This window comes from Pseudoalteromonas luteoviolacea, assembly GCF_001750165.1.
Lineage (GTDB): Bacteria > Pseudomonadota > Gammaproteobacteria > Enterobacterales > Alteromonadaceae > Pseudoalteromonas > Pseudoalteromonas luteoviolacea_G.
In genome coordinates, this window is sequence record NZ_CP015411.1 from 1,779,546 (window position 1) to 1,801,262 (window position 21,717).

General features: G+C 38.3%; 14 protein-coding genes and 2 pseudogenes. 9 read left to right on the forward strand and 7 right to left on the reverse strand.

The annotated features are described in order from the left end of the window. The first annotated feature begins 143 nt into the window (after positions 1–143). From S4054249_RS07625 to S4054249_RS07635, 3 genes are all read left to right on the forward strand, one after another. Positions 144–608 carry a T6SS effector amidase Tae4 family protein gene (locus S4054249_RS07625; protein ID WP_063881504.1) on the forward strand — a complete coding sequence of 155 codons (465 nt, stop codon included), beginning with the start codon at positions 144–146 and terminating at the stop codon, positions 606–608. Then, positions 605–1,276, forward strand: coding sequence for a hypothetical protein (locus tag S4054249_RS07630; protein ID WP_046354342.1), 672 nt, complete (start codon positions 605–607; stop codon positions 1,274–1,276). Before S4054249_RS07625 ends, S4054249_RS07630 begins: the two co-directional genes overlap by 4 nt. A gap of 330 nt (positions 1,277–1,606) precedes the next feature. Then, the gene (locus S4054249_RS07635; RefSeq protein WP_069949087.1) at positions 1,607–2,578 is read left to right on the forward strand and encodes a transposase; all 972 of its coding nucleotides are present in this window, start codon (positions 1,607–1,609) and stop codon (positions 2,576–2,578) included. A 564-nt stretch (positions 2,579–3,142) separates the two neighbouring features. On the opposite strand, the gene S4054249_RS07640 is transcribed toward S4054249_RS07635, so the two are convergent. After that, positions 3,143–3,388, reverse strand: coding sequence for a hypothetical protein (locus S4054249_RS07640; RefSeq protein WP_046354538.1), 246 nt, complete (start codon positions 3,386–3,388; stop codon positions 3,143–3,145). Then, positions 3,385–4,203, reverse strand: a complete 819-nt coding sequence (locus S4054249_RS07645; RefSeq protein WP_046354537.1) for a hypothetical protein — start codon at positions 4,201–4,203, stop codon at positions 3,385–3,387. The genes S4054249_RS07640 and S4054249_RS07645 overlap by 4 nt, the downstream gene beginning before the upstream one ends. Before the next feature lie 314 nt (positions 4,204–4,517). Here S4054249_RS07645 and S4054249_RS07650 point away from each other — a divergent pair, with 314 nt between their 5' ends. After that, positions 4,518–5,489 carry a transposase gene (locus tag S4054249_RS07650; protein ID WP_069949088.1) on the forward strand — a complete coding sequence of 324 codons (972 nt, stop codon included), beginning with the start codon at positions 4,518–4,520 and terminating at the stop codon, positions 5,487–5,489. A gap of 402 nt (positions 5,490–5,891) precedes the next feature. Here the strand turns inward: S4054249_RS07650 and S4054249_RS07655 are convergent, their stop codons facing one another. Together S4054249_RS07655 and S4054249_RS26880 are read right to left on the reverse strand one after the other, a co-directional pair. Continuing rightward, positions 5,892–6,434 (reverse strand): hypothetical protein, encoded by a 543-nt coding sequence (locus S4054249_RS07655; RefSeq protein WP_046354380.1) that lies wholly within the window; start codon positions 6,432–6,434, stop codon positions 5,892–5,894. 1 nt (position 6,435) lies between these two features. After that, entirely contained in the window at positions 6,436–7,137 is a 702-nt protein-coding gene (locus tag S4054249_RS26880) for a hypothetical protein (protein ID WP_069949058.1), read from the reverse strand. 223 nt (positions 7,138–7,360) lie between these two features. Between S4054249_RS26880 and S4054249_RS07665 the strand changes: the two genes are divergently transcribed. Next, positions 7,361–7,789 carry a hypothetical protein gene (locus S4054249_RS07665; protein WP_052960894.1) on the forward strand — a complete coding sequence of 143 codons (429 nt, stop codon included), beginning with the start codon at positions 7,361–7,363 and terminating at the stop codon, positions 7,787–7,789. 347 nt (positions 7,790–8,136) lie between these two features. Continuing rightward, a pseudogene (locus S4054249_RS27280) lies at positions 8,137–8,199 on the forward strand (Mobile element protein); the annotation flags it as partial. A 39-nt stretch (positions 8,200–8,238) separates the two neighbouring features. On the opposite strand, the gene S4054249_RS07670 reads toward S4054249_RS27280, so the two are convergent. Further along, positions 8,239–9,317, reverse strand: a protein-coding gene (locus S4054249_RS07670; RefSeq protein WP_145924990.1) for an IS3 family transposase whose coding sequence is annotated in 2 segments (ribosomal slippage) — positions 8,239–9,065 and positions 9,065–9,317 — 1,080 coding nt in all. Because the reading frame shifts where the segments join, the coding sequence is not laid out codon by codon here. Positions 9,318–9,515: 198 nt separating this feature from the next. Here S4054249_RS07670 and S4054249_RS07680 point away from each other — a divergent pair. From S4054249_RS07680 to S4054249_RS07685, 3 genes and pseudogenes are all read left to right on the forward strand, one after another. Beyond that, positions 9,516–10,487 (forward strand): transposase, encoded by a 972-nt coding sequence (locus S4054249_RS07680; RefSeq protein WP_069949089.1) that lies wholly within the window; start codon positions 9,516–9,518, stop codon positions 10,485–10,487. 198 nt (positions 10,488–10,685) lie between these two features. Further along, positions 10,686–10,835: a hypothetical protein gene (locus tag S4054249_RS26885; protein WP_430522136.1), complete on the forward strand. Its 150-nt coding sequence runs from the start codon at positions 10,686–10,688 to the stop codon at positions 10,833–10,835. 211 nt (positions 10,836–11,046) lie between these two features. Further along, positions 11,047–11,415 (forward strand): annotated as a pseudogene (locus S4054249_RS07685) (transposase); the annotation flags it as partial. A gap of 1,326 nt (positions 11,416–12,741) precedes the next feature. Here S4054249_RS07685 and S4054249_RS07695 read toward each other — a convergent pair. Continuing rightward, positions 12,742–19,671 (reverse strand): RHS repeat-associated core domain-containing protein, encoded by a 6,930-nt coding sequence (locus tag S4054249_RS07695; RefSeq protein WP_052961129.1) that lies wholly within the window; start codon positions 19,669–19,671, stop codon positions 12,742–12,744. Positions 19,672–20,882: 1,211 nt separating this feature from the next. Next, positions 20,883–21,206, reverse strand: coding sequence for a hypothetical protein (locus tag S4054249_RS07705; protein ID WP_046357947.1), 324 nt, complete (start codon positions 21,204–21,206; stop codon positions 20,883–20,885). Positions 21,207–21,717: the final 511 nt, after the last annotated feature.

Consider the following 21,717-nt stretch of genomic DNA (forward strand, 5'->3'; position numbering starts at 1 on the left):
GCGCTTAGTCATGTCTAAAATCCCTGCAAAAATAACAACCTCAAAGTAAAGCACCTCTATAGCTTAAGTGAATTAAACACTTTTGAGTGGTTTGTTTATGTTTTGAGATTCACAGTGGGGAGTTGTGGTATAAATAGAGATGGGTGTCATGTTTAATTTTACACAAAAAACTCAGTAATGCTTATCAGTCTCGTTGGGATATGATGGAAGGCAAGAAATTCCAAAAATGGGCTGAAAACGCAATACTCAGCAGCAGCGGGGGCTCTTGTGCGGCAAGAGTAAGTAATGCATTTAACCGAGCTGGCTATAACGATATGCTTAATGCTTTTAAGAACACCGACTTTGTTACTACTGGTGACGGGCAAGGGAACAGGTATATTTTGGGAGCTCAAAATTTAGCACTTTATCTGGGAGTTTATGATAACGCCAATTTGGTTACTAATTTTACATCTATAAAAGGCAAGCAAGGTATAATATTCTTTAGAGACCCTTCACCAGGTGGCTACAATCATATAGATTTATTTGACGGTTCTAAGCTGGTAGGTAATGGTGTTATACCGTCTAAAGCATTTAAATCTTCCATTTATTTTTCGGAGTTAAAGGATTGAAATTATTAACTATTAGTTTTGCTTTTATGGTTTTTAACGCTTTTTCTTCTCAAGGAATAGAAAGAGTTGTTGAAGTTGGCTACCTTTACAAGAATAATTTTGGCTGGCATGAATACTACTCCAATGATTCTTCAGAATGTAAGGCTCTTATTCGGTACAGGGATAGTGACTCTCATTTTGACTTGATTTCAGGAGTTGATTGCAAGCAAAGTGAAATTAATCAACCAGACTTACAACGAGTGATTGAGTCAGCATCTTCTCTGCTATCAGAGAAGGATATACTCAATGAGATTCTTAAAAAAAGACGGTTTACAATAAACTTTGTGTGGAGAGTTTCTAACTGGCCGTTAATTAATTTTGCCAATGATAGTGATTGGTGGCCATATAACTTTAGGGATGAAGTAAAGGAACATGACTATAGAAGGATTTTTGAAAAAGCTATACTAGATGAATCAGTTTATGGCTTTTTGACAAAAATACTGAAGTCAAATGGGTGTAGCTTTAATCTTTCTAAATATTATGCAGACCCTATGAACTATGATCAAATGATGATAGAAAAAAAACTGCTGTTGGAATTGGGGTATTACAGTAAAATGGACTTTAAGAAATATATCTATCCTTATATAGAGGGGCCGATTTTATTCGACCTTGAATGTAAAAAAGAATAGACATGACATATATGGACACTCCATCTATGTGAAGTTAAGCAAATCTATCGGGGCAGTTATTACTGCCTCGTTGTCGTTATAGGATAAAATAAACGTGACACCCATCTTAAATTCTCTACATGGGTGTTCGATAACACGAAAAAGCATCGTTTAGCCTATGAATATACGAGTGATTGGTCAAAAAGTTATATTTACGATGAGTTTGGGCGTAATGAATAAACATGAGAATAAACATTAAACATAAATAAACATGACACCCATCTTAATTTGGGGATAGTGTAAGAAGCCGTCTATGCTTTAATGATTGTTAAAGTATGGATGGCTTTTTTTATGGCAATTGCAAGGAAGAGACAGGTTAGCTTGGTGGATACCAAGTATTATCACTGTATATCACGATGTGTAAGACGGGCATTTTTATGCGGAGAAGATAAAGCAACGGGTAAGTCATTCGAGCATCGAAGAGAGTGGGTTGAAGAGAAGTTATTACAACTAGCCAAGGTGTTCTGTATTGATGTATGTGCTTATGCGGTGATGAGTAACCATACGCATATTGTTTTGTATGTAGATGATAAAAAAGCAAAACGGCTAAGCGATAAAGCCATTCTTATTCGCTGGCATAAACAGTTTAAAGGGACTTGGCTGACACATAAGTTTGTCAGTGGCGAGTCACTGAGCAATTCAGAGCGTTGTTTGTTGTCAGAGTTGGTAGACGAATACAGAAAACGCCTAGCGGATATCAGCTGGTTTATGCGAACGCTTAACGAAGATATAGCACGTAAAGCCAATAAGGAGGATGGTTGCACAGGCCGTTTTTGGGAAGGGCGGTTTAAATCACAAGCCTTGTTAGATGAAGCCGCTTTAGCAGCATGTTTAGCGTATGTGGATTTGAATCCTGTTAGAGCCAAAATGGCTAAGACCCCAGAAGAGTCAGACCATACCAGCATTAAAAAACGTATTGAAACAGCAAAAGTGGGTAAACAACCCAAGTCTTTACTGCGTTTTGCAGGTAACCCAAGGAAACACATGGCAAAAGGCTTACCATTTGAATTCAAGTATTATGTTGAGCTGGTTGATTTAACAGGTCGATGTATTCGTGAAGACAAACGCGGATTTATTACAGATTCTCAACCAATCTTAGCAAGGCTGAATATCCAACCAGAGAATTGGTTAAAGCTTACTACCCAGTTTACGAGCGTGTTTAAAGGGTCAGTGGGCAGGCCAGATGCAAAGCAAAAATACTGTGAACACCTAAAGTTAAAGCGACGAGGCAATTTAACGCAGTGTAGTGAATTACTCGCTTAGTCTTTAATATACATTAACACCCCAATTTCAACGTAGCTTGTAAAAGCTATGCGCTTAGTCATGTCTAAAATCCCTGCAAAAATAACAACCTCAAAGTAAAGCACCTCTATAGCTTAAGTGAATTAAACACTTTTGAGTGGTTTGTTTATGTTTTGAGATTCACAGTGGGGAGTTGTGGTATAAATAGAGATGGGTGTCATGTTTAATTTTTAATTTGATGGATTGGGTGTTGGGAGTTGTGGTATAAATAGAGATGGGTGTCATGTTTAATTTTTAATTTTTTCAATTTAGGGTGTGTAGGCTCGCAGCTCATTAGGGGCGCTGAATAACAGTTAAGCCCGGATATATGTCAGAGCAACGCTTTATTGCAAGTGGTTAATCATCGAAATGCGGCTAGTAGGGAATAAAATAACGATAACGAGGCAGTAAAAACTGCCCCGATAGATTTGCTTAACTTGACATAAATGGAGTGTCCATATATGTCATCTTAACTATTAACTATCACCTTAACTATCGGTGGCTCGATAGGTTATTTGAATGACTGTCCAAGATAATACTTGTGATTTAGGGGATAAAATATAAAATCGCACCAAGTGCTATAGGCAACAAACAGGTCACAATGAACGTTTTCTTTAACTTCCATTCCTTGTAAATAAGTTCATAACCTAGACCATATCCAACCACTAATGAAACCGTCATAAATTTCAAAGTGTCATAACCATCAAACCCAATATTTTTACTAAATCCAACCCCTACCATTCCGATTAATACAGCAAATGTAGAAACTATTATAACGATTACTTTAATCATCGAAGATCCTTCTGAATTGATTTCACACTATCATTAATAATAATTGAAGACTGCCCTATCGAAAGAGTATTAGCTAGAGCTGACGCCGGCTTTCCTATTTTATGTTGTAGGGTATAAGGAACCGTTGTATTTTTTGAAGTCCCATACTTTCCTGTTTGAGGAATATGTTTGATTATCGTATTTGCTACAGCTCGGCCACTTGCAAAATCAATTGATAAATCAACAACGTTAGCCATAGCCTGAACCTCCTTACTTGAGCTACTTGTGATTAAGGACGCTAGAGAGCTTGGTTCATAATTTTTTCCTCCTGACCACGCTTCCCTAATGTTAGCTATATTTAGTGCAGCCCCAGCGGCAGATTTTGCAAATAATGCTCCTCCTAACCATTTAGTCGCAGTCGTTGGTTCTGGTAGCGCAAGCATCAAACCTCCAGCAACACTACCAATACCATTCAATCCGAGATACAGTGATTCTTTAAGAAGCTGTTCTCTCCCTGTTTTATCTATACTCGACCATTGGTCAGCTGCTTCTCCAATAGATTCATATAAAGAGCTCTTGATTTTTGAGAGAGAATCAACAATACCGGTATCATTGACACTACCTTGATTGATACCACTACTAGCAGCGATGCTATCCTGAGACCCTAAATTAAAGGTCACAGTTCCATTAATTAAGTCAATATTTTGAACTACTCCACTTGCACCACTTCGCTTAATTGAATCCACCTTGATAAGTGAATCACCACCTTGATCCAAATAGACGTTTCCATCGCTCATTTTAACAAGCTTATCACCATCCCCCACATCATAACTCATTGCGTTTGCACAACCTGGCGTAGGCTCTGACTTAGCCCTTGTCCCTTTAGACTGACACGCCGATTAAATATAGGTGACACCCATTCTAATTTGAAGAAATAAAAAACACCCAATCCAAAGCCCCTGCACACTTGCTGGGGCTTTTTCATGTTTGGTCACGTTTCGCCGTTTTTTTGGTCACGCCTTTTTGACCTGTGTGGTCGCGTCTATCGACTTTCTGGTCCATAAATAAACATGACACCCATCTTAATTTGGGGATAGTGTAAGAAGCCGTCTATGCTTTAATGATTGTTAAAGTATGGATGGCTTTTTTTATGGCAATTGCAAGGAAGAGACAAGTTAGCTTGGTGGATACCAAGTACTATCACTGCATATCACGCTGCGTAAGACGTGCGTTTTTATGTGGAGAAGATAAGGTAACAGGTAAGTCGTTTGAGCATCGAAGAGAGTGGGTTGAAGAGAAGTTATTGCAGCTAGCTAAGGTATTTTGTATTGATGTATGTGCTTATGCGGTGATGAGTAACCATACGCATATTGTTTTGTATGTAGATGATAAAAAAGCAAAACGTCTAAATGATAAAGCTATTTTGATTCGTTGGCATAAACAATTTAAAGGGACTTGGCTGACACATAAGTTTGTCAGTGGCGAGTCACTGAGCAATTCAGAGCGTTGTTTGTTGTCAGAGTTGATAGATGAATACAGAAAACGCCTAGCTGATATCAGTTGGTTTATGCGAACGCTCAACGAAGATATTGCGCGTAAAGCTAACAAAGAAGACGGTTGCACAGGCCGTTTTTGGGAAGGGCGCTTTAAATCACAAGCCTTGTTAGATGAAGCCGCTTTAGCAGCATGTTTAGCGTATGTGGATTTGAATCCTGTTAGAGCCAAAATGGCTAAGACCCCAGAAGAGTCAGACCATACCAGCATTAAAAAACGTATTGAAACAGCAAAAGTGGGTAAACAACCCAAGTCTTTACTGCGTTTTGCAGGTAACCCAAGGAAACACATGGCAAAAGGCTTACCATTTGAATTCAAGTATTATGTTGAGCTGGTTGATTTAACAGGTCGATGTATTCGTGAAGACAAACGCGGATTTATTACAGATTCTCAACCAATCTTAGCAAGGCTGAATATCCAACCAGAGAATTGGTTAAAGCTTACTACCCAGTTTACGAGCGTGTTTAAAGGGTCAGTGGGCAGGCCAGATGCAAAGCAAAAATACTGTGAACACCTAAAGTTAAAGCGACGAGGCAATTTAACGCAGTGTAGTGAATTACTCGCTTAGTCTTTAATATACATTAACACCCCAATTTCAACGTAGCTTGTAAAAGCTATGCGCTTAGTCATGTCTAAAATCCCTGCAAAAATAACAACCTCAAAGTAAAGTACCTCTATAGCTTAAGTGAATTAAACACTTTTGAGTGGTTTGTTTATGTTTTGAAATTCACAGTGGGGAGTTGTGGTATAAATAGAGATGGGTGTCATGTTTAATTTTACACAAAAGATCAGAAGTTCAATTATTTAGGAAACAAGACCCTTTTCAGTTGGATTCAGGCTCACTGAAATGCGACTGATATTTAGCAAGATAAAAGTAAAAAAGTAAAAAAGTAGTAATAACTACCCAATCGAACTTTCTTAATTTGGGGTAAAGGAGTGACATATTTATCACATTTGCTTTACCCTCAGATTAATACTCTATCCTTGAAAGAATATCTAAAACCCCCTTTTCATCAAACTCACCTGTTATTTGATAAATCATATCACTATCTATTTTATTTAGATAAACCCTGTCATACTCAACATTACTCCCTGTGATAGTAAAAGCGAATAAATTGCCTTTTTTATAAACTTTCATCTTATTTGATTTATCTATATCAAACGCTTTTTTTATTAGCCCCAAATTATCAGTTTTTAATGTGCCTTCATACAAGCTCAAAAAAAACTCATGCACAGTCAGGTTAAATTTCTTATGGAGATTTGAGATTGAAATATCTGGAGGGTTAAGACCAATCGTTAATTCCTCACCATTATTGAGTATGGTTACCGTTTTTTCAGTCAACCCAAGAAAGCTTATTCTTTCTAAGTTGCTTGTCAGTGGGCAAAAAGATACATCAACAATATTTAACTGTAAGGTACCTGTTGAGCACTTTAATTTTGGGAATTGCAATATAGCACTTGCAAGTGCATTGCTAGATATAATCAATAATAAAAAAGAAATTATTATGTTCATTTTATATGCCTGATGCTGCAATCTGTAGTTTAGTCCTATAGTTACGAACTACCTCTTTAGCACACGTTAATGATTGCTTTGATTCTATCTGCCTTAAAACACTTTGAGAAAAGTTTTTTACGACCCAAGATATTGTTGCCTTCCCTCCACTGGGCCTTGGAACCCAGTTTAATGCAGTTGTGCATTTCTGAGTTGCAAAGATCATTTCACCAAAGACTTTAGCTACACGATCATTGACATCGCCTTTGAACGTAAGATTTAGCCCTGCGCCTTTGTAAAAGGCATTTATAGCGTTTTTTACTGATGTATCGTCTGTCATATTAAAATTCCTTTTCAACTTAAGTAGGATATAAAATTCTTTAAATCCACATATAAATAATACATATATTCCAATCCAAAACAACAATTGACACCAAGGTGGTCTTGAATCTTCTTCATTTTCCCCCAACCAAATGTGAACGGTCTCATCGTTAACAGACAATTCAATGGAGTACATATAATCATGATTAATAGGAATACTTGGATTGAAGCCATACTTTTTGAACTCAGCTTCTATGAACAATTCAAAAACTTTGTTTGAGCATGCTAAATTTATCGACGAAGGACGGAAAAAACGTAAAAATGAAAACGTAAAAATGGACAGGCACATTTTTAAAAGCGAAGCAAATTTCGAGATATCATAAAAAATATAAATGACACCCATTCCAATTTGGGGCGTCCCTGATAGGTACAGCCTCAATGGTTTATATGAATGGGTGTCATCTCAAAATTTACTATGATGTTCAACAAATATGAATGGTTTAAGTATTCATACTTATCTGGCATGAGACCGGGTAAACCAATTGTACCTGCTTTAATTGTGAGATCTAGAACTGCATCAAAAATTCAGGTGTGTGAAGGGAAGTGTAACTTTAAATAGGTTAATTATGAGTAGAATTTACCAACTTAAAATGATATTAGCTCTCTTGTTGTTAGTATCATTCATTAATACAAAAATAGTCAGTGCTTCTGGCCCTGATATTGGATTCATTTCAGTGTCTATATATGCATTGTTAGCTACTCCTGATAAGTATCATGACAAAAAAGTTCAATTTATAGGCTTTTTAAATTTAGAGTTTGAAGAGAACGCAGTTTATGCACATAAATCAGATTTTGAACAAGCGATAATGAAAAATTCTATTTGGGTAGATATCAAGCCGAATAGTAAAGAAAAAAGTAAGCGAGGGTATGTGCTTATTAGAGGAATATTCAAAGCTGATGAATTTGGTCATTTTGGGTTGTTCTCTGGAGCCATAAGAGATATTGAGCGACTTGAACCGCATAAAAGTAGGATACAATTAGAATCTGAACTGTAGAATGCAGGTGATATATGGACGTTCCATTTATGTCACTTTAAACATTAAAGACACTTAACATAAGGCCCCAGCACTTGCTGGGGTTTTTCTATTTCTGGTCACGTTTCGCCGACTTTCTGGTCACGCCTATTTGACCTGTGTGGTCGCGTCTATCGACTTTCTGGTCCATGTGGAGTGCTATATACAAGTGTAAATATTAGAAATATAAATGACACCCATTTCAATTTGGTGATAAAAATAAAAATAAAAATAAAAATAAAAATAAACATGACACCCATCTTGATTTGGGGATAGTGTAAGAAGCCGTCTATGCTTTAATGATTGTTAAAGTATGGATGGCTTTTTTTATGGCAATTGCAAGGAAGAGACAGGTTAGCTTGGTGGATACCAAGTATTATCACTGTATATCACTGTAACTGCCCCAATTTTAGTACAGCCCATTAGTAGAATTATGCTGCCTCAAGATAGCTCATTGGAGTTTGGTCTCCTAGTGCATCGTGAGGCCGTTCATAATTATAAATATCTAACCATTCATCTGTAATGTCACGAACCTGCTGAAGTGACTCAAACAGATATAAATCCAACACTTCTTCTCGATAGCTGCGATTAAATCGCTCAACAAAACCGTTCTGATATGGACTACCTGGTTCAATAAACTCAAGTTTTATGCACTGTTCTGCAGCCCAGCTATCTAAAGCATTTGACGTAAACTCAGGACCATTATCCACTCGAATTTGTTTTGGCTTTCCACGCCATGCTATGACCCGTTCTAGGACTCGGATAACTCGCTCAGCCGTGAGGCTTGTATCAACCTCAATGGCTAACGCTTGACGGTTGTAATCATCCAGCACATTCAGTGTTCTAAAACGATGTCCGTAGCTGAGCGCATCGCTCATAAAATCCATCGACCACGACTCATTATGTTTTCCCGGTGCGCTTAACGGCTTTGGTGTGCGTGTTGGTACACGGCGTTTTCCTTTTCGTCTAAGGTTAAGCTTGAGCATGTTATATACTCGCTCAACACGCTTTTTATTCCATACTTTGCCTTGATGTCTAAGTCGTTTAAACAGCTTAGGCATACCCCATCTAGGATGCCGCTCAACAAGCGTCAGCAAAGAATCAATCACATCATCATCCGACGGTCGCTTGCATTTATAGTAATAAACACTGCGACTCAAACCAGCTACGTCACAAGCAAATGCAACACTTACCTCAAATCTCGCACATAAATGCTCGACCCAAGCTCTGCGTCTACTCGTTTTTACAGCTTTTTTGAGATGATTTCCTCGAGCATTGAGTGTTTTAAACTGAGAGTCGCAAACATATCTTTTAGCTTGCGATTTTCATCTTCAAGCTCTTTTAAACGTTTTACATCAGAGGCTTCCATCCCACCATATTTAGAACGCCACTTATAAAATGTACTTTGACCAACACCATGTTTACGGCATATTTCCGGTACAGGCACACCTGATTCAGCTTCTTTGATCATGCCGACGATCTGTGTTTCAGTGAACTTACTTTTTCGCATCGTAAAATTTCCTTCTTATATTGATAGAAATTCTACTTATGAACTGTTTCAGTTTATGGGGGAGTTACATCACGATGCGTAAGACGGGCGTTTTTATGCGGAGAAGATAAAAATAAACATGACACCCATTCCAATTTGGGGATAGTGTAAGAAGCCGTCTATGCTTTAATGATTGTTAAAGTATGGATGGCTTTTTTTATGGCAATTGCAAGGAAGAGACAAGTTAGCTTGGTGGATACCAAGTACTATCATTGCATATCACGCTGCGTAAGACGTGCGTTTTTATGTGGAGAAGATAAGGTAACAGGTAAGTCGTTTGAGCATCGAAGAGAGTGGGTTGAAGAGAAGTTATTGCAGCTAGCTAAGGTATTTTGTATTGATGTATGTGCTTATGCGGTGATGAGTAACCATACCCATATTGTTTTGTATGTTGATGATAAAAAAGCAAAACGTCTAAATGATAAAGCTATTTTGATTCGTTGGCATAAACAATTTAAAGGGACTTGGCTGACTCATAAGTTTGTCAGTGGAGAGTCACTGACCAATTCAGAGCGTTGTTTGCTGTCAGAGCTGATTGATAAATATAGAAATCGTCTAGCGGATATCAGTTGGTTTATGCGTACACTCAATGAAGACATCGCACGCAAAGCCAATAAAGAAGATGGTTGCACAGGCCGTTTTTGGGAAGGGCGATTTAAATCACAAGCCTTGTTAGATGAAGCCGCTTTAGCAGCATGTTTAGCGTATGTGGATTTGAATCCTGTTAGAGCCAAAATGGCTAAGACCCCAGAAGAGTCAGACCATACCAGCATTAAAAAACGTATTGAAACAGCAAAAGTGGGTAAACAACCCAAGTCTTTACTGCGTTTTGCAGGTAACCCAAGAAAACACATGCCAAAAGGCTTACCATTTGAATTCAAGTATTATGTTGAGCTGGTTGATTTAACAGGTCGACGTATTCGTGAAGACAAACGCGGATTTATTACAGATTCTCAACCAATCTTAGCAAGGCTGAATATCCAACCAGAGAATTGGTTAAAGCTTACTACCCAGTTTACGAGCGTGTTTAAAGGGTCAGTGGGCAGGCCAGATGCAAAGCAAAAATACTGTGAACACCTAAAGTTAAAGCGACGAGGCAATTTAACGCAGTGTAGTGAATTACTCGCTTAGTCTTTAATATACATTAACACCCCAATTTCAACGTAGCTTGTAAAAGCTATGCGCTTAGTCATGTCTAAAATCCCTGCAAAAATAACAACCTCAAAGTAAAGCACCTCTATAGCTTAAGTGAATTAAACACTTTTGAGTGGTTTGTTTATGTTTTGAGATTCACAGTGGGGAGTTGTGGTATAAATAGAGATGGGTGTCATGTTTAATTTTCAGTTAAAGCTTACTACCCAGTTTACGAGCGTGTTTAAAGGGTCAGTGGGCAGGCCAGATGCAAAGCAAAAATACTGTGAACACCTAAAGTTAAAGCGACGAGGCAATTTAACGCAGTGTAGTGAATTACTCGCTTAGTCTTTAATATACATTAACACCCCAATTTCAACGTAGCTTGTAAAAGCTATGCGCTTAGTCATGTCTAAAATCCCTGCAAAAATAACAACCTCAAAGTAAAGCACCTCTATAGCTTAAGTGAATTAAACACTTTTGAGTGGTTTGTTTATGTTTTGAGATTCACAGTGGGGAGTTGTGGTATAAATAGAGATGGGTGTCATGTTTAATTTTTGTTAGAGCCAAAATGGCTAAGACCCCAGAAGAGTCAGACCATACCAGCATTAAAAAACGTATTGAAACAGCAAAAGTGGGTAAACAACCCAAGTCTTTACTGCGTTTTGCAGGTAACCCAAGGAAACACATGGCAAAAGGCTTACCATTTGAATTCAAGTATTATGTTGAGCTGGTTGATTTAACAGGTCGATGTATTCGTGAAGACAAACGCGGATTTATTACAGATTCTCAACCAATCTTAGCAAGGCTGAATATCCAACCAGAGAATTGGTTAAAGCTTACTACCCAGTTTACGAGCGTGTTTAAAGGGTCAGTGGGCAGGCCAGATGCAAAGCAAATATACATTAACACCCCAATTTCAACGTAGCTTGTAAAAGCTATGCGCTTAGTCATGTCTAAAATCCCTGCAAAAATAACAACCTCAAAGTAAAGTACCTCTATAGCTTAAGTGAATTAAACACTTTTGAGTGGTTTGTTTATGTTTTGAAATTCACAGTGGGGAGTTGTGGTATAAATAGAGATGGGTGTCATGTTTAATTTGTTACAAAAATAACAACCTCAAAGTAAAGCACCTCTATAGCTTAAGTGAATTAAACACTTTTGAGTGGTTTGTTAATGTTTTGAAATTCACAGTGGGGAGTTGTGGTATAAATAGAGATGGGTGTCATGTTTAATTCCCAGTTTACGAGCGTGTTTAAAGGGTCAGTGGGCAGGCCAGATGCAAAGCAAAAATACTGTGAACACCTAAAGTTAAAGCGACGAGGCAATTTAACGCAGTGTAGTGAATTACTCGCTTAGTCTTTAATATACATTAACACCCCAATTTCAACGTAGCTTGTAAAAGCTATGCGCTTAGTCATGTCTAAAATCCCTGCAAAAATAACAACCTCAAAGTAAAGTACCTCTATAGCTTAAGTGAATTAAACACTTTTGAGTGGTTTGTTTATGTTTTGAGATTCACAGTGGGGAGTTGTGGTATAAATAGAGATGGGTGTCATGTTTAATTGTCCAGTTAAAGCTTACTACCCAGTTTACGAGCGTGTTTAAAGGGTCAGTGGGCAGGCCAGATGCAAAGCAAAAATACTGTGAACACCTAAAGTTAAAACGACGAGGCAATTTGACGCAGTGTAGTGAGCTGCTCGCTTAGTCATGTCTAAAATCCCTGAAAAAATAACAACCTCAAAGTAAAGCACCTCTATAGCTTAAGTGAATGAAGCACTTTTGAGTGGTTTGTTTATGTTTTGAAATTAACCGTGGGGAGTTGTGGTAAAAATAGAGGTGGGTGTTATGTTTAATTTTTAGTGCTATTTTAATAAGGCTAGAAAAATAAAAGCACGGTTAATTAACCGTGCTTTTTTCGTTTTGGTGTGTCAAATATTAATTTTATTAAATCATACTTGGCTGTTTATTAATGCATATAACAAAAACATTCCTAGTGAAGCGTGTATGCATGTAAATATAAGGTAAAACTTATACCTTTTAGATATGCCATGCTTCCAAAAAATATAAGCTAATGGTGTTGTTATAAGTGGGCTAAACACAAAAACAATTCCACCCCATAATCCGAGTGACTTCCTCAAGTTTATAAAGCCACTCAACTCATCTATTAAATAAGTGATACTTATTAATAATGAAGTCACTATAATAACTTCGATAAAAACATTGAAAAATTTAATTTCACTTCTCATTAAAACTACCTATTTGGACCTGTCGCCCAATCAAAAGCCCCGGTGTCAACTGGATACCAAACGACATTTTTTAAACCTTCATTTAGTGTCGCGAATGGTCCGGTTCCTACCCCATAAGTGTGAATATAAACGTTATTTCTATCTTCTGAAACCCAGCGTCGCACTATACCTGGAGCTAATATATGTCGAAATATACCACTCTCATTTGGTGGTAATGTAACGTTAATAACAGTCCCATTTTTAGAAATTTCGTGTCGTACTAATCCAACTCCCAGAGCGTAACCTATTTGCTCATCTTGTGTGGCACTTTTTCCATTGGCCCCTGGCGCGGGGTATCTTACTAAGCCTTGGCGAACTCGTTCTAAAGTACAACCTGGAATGGCTTTACTACAAGAGTTATTTAAGTAGTATTCATGGTAATCATCATGGTTTTTGTCAAATTTAGGTACACCATCAGCATCTACTGAAAGCACTCCATTTTCTTTACTTGGAGTAAACACTGTCCCATCTCTCTGACGAACTTTGTGGCCGTTTCTCATAGGACTGTTTGGTAAAGAGTGATTGTTACTTTCCTGTGAACCTATATCAAAGGTTACTGTTCCTTTAATCAAATCTATATTTTGAACAACACCATTAGCACCACTGCGCTTCATAGTATCGACTTTGATAAAGTTTTCACCTTTACCACCTACATCGACAATCAAATTGCCGCCATCAACAAAAAACTTGTCTTTGTCACCAACCTCATAACTCATTGCGTTTGCACAACCTGGCGTAGGCTCTGACTTAGCCCTTGTCCCTTTAGACTGACACGCCGATGAATACCCTGTTGGGTCGGTACCACCGAGTGGGTTATTCATTATATATGAATAAGGGTTAACGGACTGTGAGTTGCCAGGAGACTGAATTATTGGGTCTACACTCATAAACCTCCCTAGATTATAGTCATATACTCGGCCATTCATATGAATGAGCTGCAGCGCATCTAAATGCTCATGATCAGTAAATCCACGATTGGTTTTAGCAGATTTAATATCATCTAACTTTGCAGTGAACTTTAAAGCGCCCGATGCTGCACGCGGTTTACCAAATGGGTCGAAGTTACGCTCACTGATAACATAACCATTAGCATTTGTAATAAGCCTTGCACTGCCTAAGCGGTCTTTATGTAAGTAGCGGATATAAGGGCTTGAACCTGACTTAGTCGAAATAACCGCAACGTCACCTATGTAGGCGCGTGTTGTGGTTTTGTTTCCTTCAACGTCAATTTCATAATGTTTGCCTGCATAATAGGTGGTTTTACCCGATTGAACTTGCTTAAAGCGCATATGGTCGGGGCCGTAAACAAAGTCTGCTGTGATCCCATGCTTAGTAATACGTGTTGGTTTATCCATTGCGTTATAAGTTGCTGCGCTTAGGCCATCACCTCTTATCATATTACCACGGCCATCATAGCTAAAGCCTACCCATCGCCCGTTTTTGTTTACCTGTTTTACCGCATTTGCACCACCGCCACTGTGTCCTGATAGGCGTGTGGTGTAATTGTAGGTAGATGCATAGTCTGACTTTTTCGTTATATTACCTACGGCGTCGTAAGCATAGCTGATGGTGGTATACCCTTGAATTTGATTTGACTTTAAACGATGTAAATGATCGTACTGGTATGTTTCATCATATTCATTACGATCAGCAATGCTACCGGACGCTACTGACATACCTTTAAGGTTACCAAATCCATCGTATGCGGTGTATTGGATAGACAGCAGGTTGGTGTTGTTTTTATGGGTATAATGCTCAACCATTTGACCGGTTTGACGGCTATAATAGGTGTTGGTTTTTAAACCATTTCCTAAAGTCTGAGACTGAATTGCACCAAAAACATCGCGTGCTGTCACTTGCTGGAAACGATAGCCACTGGCCTTGTTTTTAGTTTCAGTCTGGTACCCTTTATCGTCGTAAATATATTCTAAAGTCAGGTTATTTGGGTAACGCATGCCCTTAATTCGACCATAATTAGCATCATAGAATGTTTTAGTTGTAAAACTATGATTATCGCCACTCACTGTATGCGATATCGGACGACCGACATTGTCATAGAGGTAGGAATGTGTAACCCCATTGCCTACTGAACTAGATAACTGGCCGTATGAGCGCGTATCAAACGTATAGCTATAGGAGCTCTCACCTGTAGCGTTTCTTTTAATGATACGGCCTAAAACGTCTACGTTATAATGGACAGACTTAGAATTACCGCGTGTTTCTCGCTGTACCTCTCCAAATCCGTTATATACAAAGTTTGTGCTGCCTTGGTTAGGATCTACCACTCGAAGCTTATTACCAAAAGCATCGTATTTGGCTAAAATATTGAAACCATTGGCATCTCGAATCACAATTGGTAGCCCTTGACCATTATAGGCATAGCGTGTGCGACCTCCAAGTGCATCAACTGTTTCGATCAATTGATTTAGGCCGTTATAGCTGCGGCTCATTTCACCTAGGTGAATGTTATAACACGATTCAGACACATTAATATTAGTTTTAAAGCCATTATAAGTGTATTGGGCGGTCATTGTGCCACTTGCAAACGGACTACATTGCTGGTCAGTGACTTTACGGTCAACACGGCCTAGCACATCATAGTTTTCGTAGTGTACACCGTATTTAGTTAGTCCCGATTTATATGGTTGAGATTCAAATAACGGATATCCTTTTGCATTAAAGGTAGTGTCTGTCATAATCCAAGCATTATCTTGCCCCATGATCATAGTACGAATCGTTCGGCCAAGCTTATCTATAAACACCACCTGTTCAGGCGCGCCTGCAGCAACAGTTTTGATTTGCTTAACGGCATTGCTAGGCGCAAAATTTCCTGCTCTTTGCACCGCAGTATATAAAGTCGGAGAACCAGCTATTTTTTGGCTGTATGGGCGCAAGTAATTATCGTACCCAAAGTTCTTAGTTAAATAGTTTGTAGAATTTACTTGTTTGTGTACTTCTTTTTTGAGGCCTGTTTTGGGATCTGTAATAATCCGTGTTTTGTGTCCTTTTGCATTTACCATCTCATAAACATAATAACCACTGGCTGAAGCTGAGCCTCCATTTAAGGTATATGATATGCTTTCTGATCTGCTTTGGTTGGTCCACCTTGCATCATTATATACTCGCGCTGTTTTGGTGGTTCTAGTCGGTAAGCCATAACTATTAAACTGGTACTCCGTCTGATGACCTTCCCCTGAAGAAGCACTAACAACAACTTTTTCAGCTTTACGAGCGTTATTGAAGTTACTGTAATTTGTTGTGATTCTAGTCGTACTATCTAGCGGCTTTTCACTGCCACGGTATTGATAATAGGGGTCATTACTGCTTCGGCTAGAAACAAACTCTTTGGTTACAGTGCTTGTAACTAATTTGTTTATCCACCAATTTGACGCGTTGTTTTGATAAGTATTTTCTGTGATGGTTTTGACCACACCTGTATTATCATCAAGTGTCTGCTCTGATTTGATTATGTTTCCATACGCATCAATTGAAAGCACGGTTGTGCGTTTTTCTACAAGCACATTCTTGGTGTCTAAATCACGCGTTACTTCGTAACTAGAATTAGCGTAAATATTATAAACGCCTGAGACTTTATGGTTTGAGTTATCAGCCCATGATGTCTCTGACTGGCTAATCGCTTGGTTTTCAACTGAGTTCAGAGCACTACCATTTTTGGGGTATTCAGATAGTGCAAATGTTGCTTTTCTCTTTAACTTACCTGAGTAGGGAAAGTGTTGGCGGAAATCAGACTGTGTGATTAAGCCTTTGGTTATATCCGCTTCAATTATCGATCTAAAGCCAGTAAATCCTCTGCCTTGATTATTAAATAAAGCACCGCGATAAGCATATCTGCGAACGAAATCACCACGAATACCATTATCCTGCTTGAACTCATTAACAACATACATGCTAGAAGTAAAGTTCTGATAGCCTTTAACAGTAGCCGTGTCACTTTGATACAGCTTTGAAAGACCAGTGATCCCTGTGCTCACAGATGAAGAAAGTGGACGGTATTGCCATTCACTTTTTAGTCCCTCTCCGTTTGTCACTGAGTTCAGCAAATCTACAGGGCGGTAACGACTGCCATTAGTTCCAGAACCTGTACCATAGTTACGGCTAATGTTAACTTTACCTTCTGCATAACCCGTTGGGGTGCGATCTAAGAAACGGCAATTAGAGCTACTCGATCCGCGCTCACAGCCATAATTGAACACCAGATCAGGTAAACCATCTCCTTGTGCATCAACCATTGCAGACTGGTAAATTGAACCGATAAAATCAGTGCTAGATCTAACGAAGTTGCCATCTTTTAACTCTAGTTTTACAAATGAGTAGATACTGCGGTCATAGCTACCAGCAACTGACTTTATTCTTCCGTTACCGCTTGGGACTGTCTCAGTATAAATTTCTTCGCCACATAGCTCAGTAACACTGCTTCCTCTAAACTCGAAATGACTAACGTTGTGACAGCCTCGTACTTTGATACCGCTCGGCATCAATAGCTCTTCCTTACCGTCTGCATCAATGTCAGCTACTTTAATGGCATCGCCATACTTTGGTATAATGGCGCTTCGTATGCTTTCTCTATCACCGCCGAAACCAAAGCGTTCTTCAAATATAAATGTACGACTATGTAAATTTGTCCCCGTATAAACTGGAGCAGAAAAAGAGCCACCTCCCGTACTATATCTTACATATAGTTTACTTCCATTGGTTTTAGGTTTATACCAGCCGAACCAATCTTTTAAGCCGTCACCATTTAAGTCAGCAAAGCGATAAAAACGAGCCCATGCATTTTCGTGTCTATGAATATAATCGCTTTCATCACCCAAATTAACAGTCTTGGGGAATGAACTCAAAAGTCTACCATTAGCTGACATAAGCTGAATGGATGTCAATGCGCCTTGACCTTTGTCGTTTGTACCGTGAGATACTCGGTAGAAATCAGGGATGCCATTGCCATCAAAATCCCCACCTAGAGCGTATGATTCAGAAGGTGTGGCTGTATTCAAGCGCTTATTCACTTTAAATAACTCTTGTTTATATGACGATGAATACGGCGAGCCAAAATTACCACTGTGGTAATAGAAATTGATAGAGTCTGCACTATATGAAGTTGTTTTCTCGTAAATCACGAGGTCAGGTAAACTATCGCCATTCATATCACCAACATGTAAAAATGAAGAGAGTTGGGGGATTTCAATATTGGTATTAATTTTGGTCGACGTACCGTTTTTGTTACTACGATAGATCACAAGCTTTTTCTTTGAACCAGATGAGCCAGGGACAAAGTCAAAGTCATCTGTCAGTCCATCTAAGTTAAAGTCTGCGGTTTGCGAATTACAGTTTACCTTAGAGCCGCTGGTACCTGAAAATTCACAATCTGTCATGGGGTGTGTATTGCGTGTGGTATTGCCTTCAGCATCAATATAGAAACCAGGCCAGTCACGTGCGCCATCACCATTTCTATCGCCATTAGGTAAGACCGCAGAAATACTCTTTCCTGCATTGATGTCGACAAACGTGCCTTTTACCTTAGTCGCTTGATCTGCCCAATCAAAAGTCGTTTTGGGTAAGCAGTTGCTACCAGTTGTACCGTAACACAGCTCTACTGAAGCCAGAAGATCCGAACCTGAGGCCAGACTAGTCTTATAGGCTAGGGTGTATTCACGTGTCTGATGTGTATTATGCTTTGTAATAATGCGCTTAAGTCGCTGGGTATTGTCGTAGGAAATACCGTGGAGATATTTAGTGGTTGGATCACCAGAATGCTCATATTCAAAGTGGATATTATGGATCCCTTCGTGAGACTTGCTGTTACCCGTGTAGTTAATTTTGTCTAAGAGTAATTCGTTGTTACCGTACTCAACATAATTATAATGAATGAAGTTTTTATTGGTAGCGTCACGAGTATAGTCAATTAACCAAGCGTAGGGTCCTTTGTGTTGACTTCGGATGTCACGACTATTGCTAGAAGCGCCAAAAGCGCTCACATGGCCGTTTTTATATTTTACACTGAAAAAACTGTTGGTAGAGTTTAGAGCACCACTTTGTGTAACAAGCGCAAAGCTGTCCATTTCAGTTCTATATTTTGCACCGTGTTGACCATACCGACCACTAATTAGTATCAGTTTTTGCCCGTTTAAACATAACCTATCATCATTGTCATACTGTGGATTTTCGCTGTAACCTTCTTGTGCATAAGTAGCTGCACAACGGGTAATGGCGGAGCCAGCTGATAGCGACCAGCCCTTACCTGCCAATCCGCCACCAGAGCGTGAAGAGTAATTTAACGATACACTTGGTTGCATGCCTGCACGTCCAGCCGTTAACTCAATCGGCATTGAATAAGATGCCCCGCCGCCGCTCACCGCAGCACTGCCTTTAATTGTGCCCACATTATCTACATGTGGTGCGCTAGGGCTTATGTATGACGCGTTGTTTGGTGCAGATGTGGTTAGATCAGCATATTGAGTATCAAATATGTTTTGAACGACACTGCCAGACGCAACGAGAGAGCAACTACTACTATAACACGCCGCTACTCTAACTTGCGCAAAGTCGTTAAATCTGTCATCAAGCCTTATCGAATTGCCAGTTGTGTATAATAGGGTTTCCCATTGGCCATTGTCATTTAATACTTGAATCGCGTATTTTTCAGCGCCGAGATCTGCAGACCAAGTAAGTAAACGACCATGATTATCTTGGATAATTTTTGCTTTGTATTCATTGGCATCAATAGGGCGTGGGATAACAATAAATTGTTCACCTACGCCAATAGGAATAAATAAGCTGCCAGATTTGGCATACGCTTTTGAAGCAATTGCTGTCATTTGCATAAAGCAAAGCATTGCAATTGTGCAGAGTAACTTGGGTTTTTGTAGTACGCTAATCAATGCGTAAGACTCCTTTTAAATATGCGCAGTAGCATCGCCAGTTATAACCAGTACTTACTTAGTCATGATTAAAAACATGCGATGGTTACTTCTATCAAAATGGTTATTGAGGAAATAGCCATTACCTTTGTTAATTGAAATCCGCGCAATATACATAAAACCACACTAGTGAACAAGTTTTAGGTACTTATTATTAACGTTTTTATATACATTGATGGCGTTTGGTTACTAAGGTTTTGAAAAGTTAACTTTGGTAAGTGAGTAAAGTCATTTATTTACATGGGGTTGCGTAAAAAACAAGGGTGGTATGTAAATTTTGTTACATGCAAATTGCGAAATAAAAAGTCTTTTTTAAATTTGTATTTTGAAAATTCGTCAAAAGCTGAATTGCAAACTTTAGAATTTGAGTGTGGTAAACAGAAATAAAACATAAAATGAACATTGGGGTATATGTCCCCTTTGTTTTTGTCACATAAATAAGCGCTTAAGTTAGGTTCATTTCTAGTTGAGTTTGATACTGTTAGGTAGCTTTACAAGTGGTATAAATGGGGCATCGCAACAAAGGCGGGTTTCATGTAAGTAATCATACTTTAAACGCTATAATAAAGATTTAGTACGAGTGGAAAAATACGGGTGAAATTTTTCAAATTTTTATCGATTTTTTTGGGGGGATTTTAACCCTCTTAGGGCACATAAGCTTATATTCATTTTTAGGCAACTCCACAAACTATAAGTTTGGAACAGAAGTGGGGGGCTTGACCTATCAAACGGAAAATCATTATCTTCTATTCAATATTTTAATTGGAGGCAGTTTTTTTATTTGTTGCTAGAAAGTTGAGCCAGTCAGCGAAATAGAGGTAACCACTTGTAGAGCTTTTCATATGTATTCGTAAACAAATAAGCATGACATACACGGAGTGACCATATATGTCATGATTAGCTTTTTCATGTTTAATTACTTTTCCGATATTGAGAGAAACAACACCATAATACATGATGAAGAATGCATGACTATAATCACTGAAAATCATGCACTTTTTCCAGTTGTGATTCAAGGGCTTGATTTGCCACTACATACTAATGCCAAGCCTAAAATGCTAATTAAAACTATTTAAAAAATTTCAACTTTTACTATTTCTGTATTTTCATTCTAGTTTATTTCATAGAATTACAGTCAATCACCCTTAAACTAAATTACAAAGAGCACCTTCTTAATCTTTAAGGTAAATCCCTACTATATTACCGAATGGATTACTTGTACTGTTTACACATTTATCAAATCTCACTTTAACTTTTTTACCTGCTGTTTGTGCTGTGAGTAAAATTGAGAAGATTGCATCATATTTCTTGTGAGATGGACTCAAATGGTAGACTGAGGTAGAACACCCAGTCGCCGGCAAATTTACATATGTATCCCCGTTGCTGTTAAAAACATGTAAATTCGTAGGCGCAGAGTAAGTCGTTGTTCCTGGTGTATTCATACCAGCATAACTAAAGCCTGAAACTAATAATAATGACAAAAGTAAATTTTTCATGTTATTCCTTAATAATAAAATTCACAGGCTCAGAATAAGTCTCTGCCCCTGAGTTGCTCATAACAGAATAACTAAAAGTTGAAGATTAAAAAGTGACAAAAGTAATTTTTTAACAATGAATTCTTGATTATAATTGATTTAGCTTTGCTAATTTTAATAACGTGAAAATGAACATGATTTATATTTTTCAACATAAATTCAGTTTGAAGTTTTTGGGGGGTATTAAAAATATAGTAGGCAAAAATTAAACATAACTCTCATTTCAATGTGGGTCACCCCTGATAGGGTAGGCTTCGAAAGTTGATATCAGTGGGTGTTATCTCAAATTTGAACTGGCTTTTGTTTAATTCGTCACACTTAATTCTATATCAACACCTCACTTTTTCCCCTTTTATAATCTCTATTATGTAACAAGCGACTCGAGCCTTTTAACCTTATTTTCTATTAGCTCAAACCTTCAATTGCATACTTATGAAGCTAGGGTCTAAAGTAGTGTGAAGCAAGTGACTTG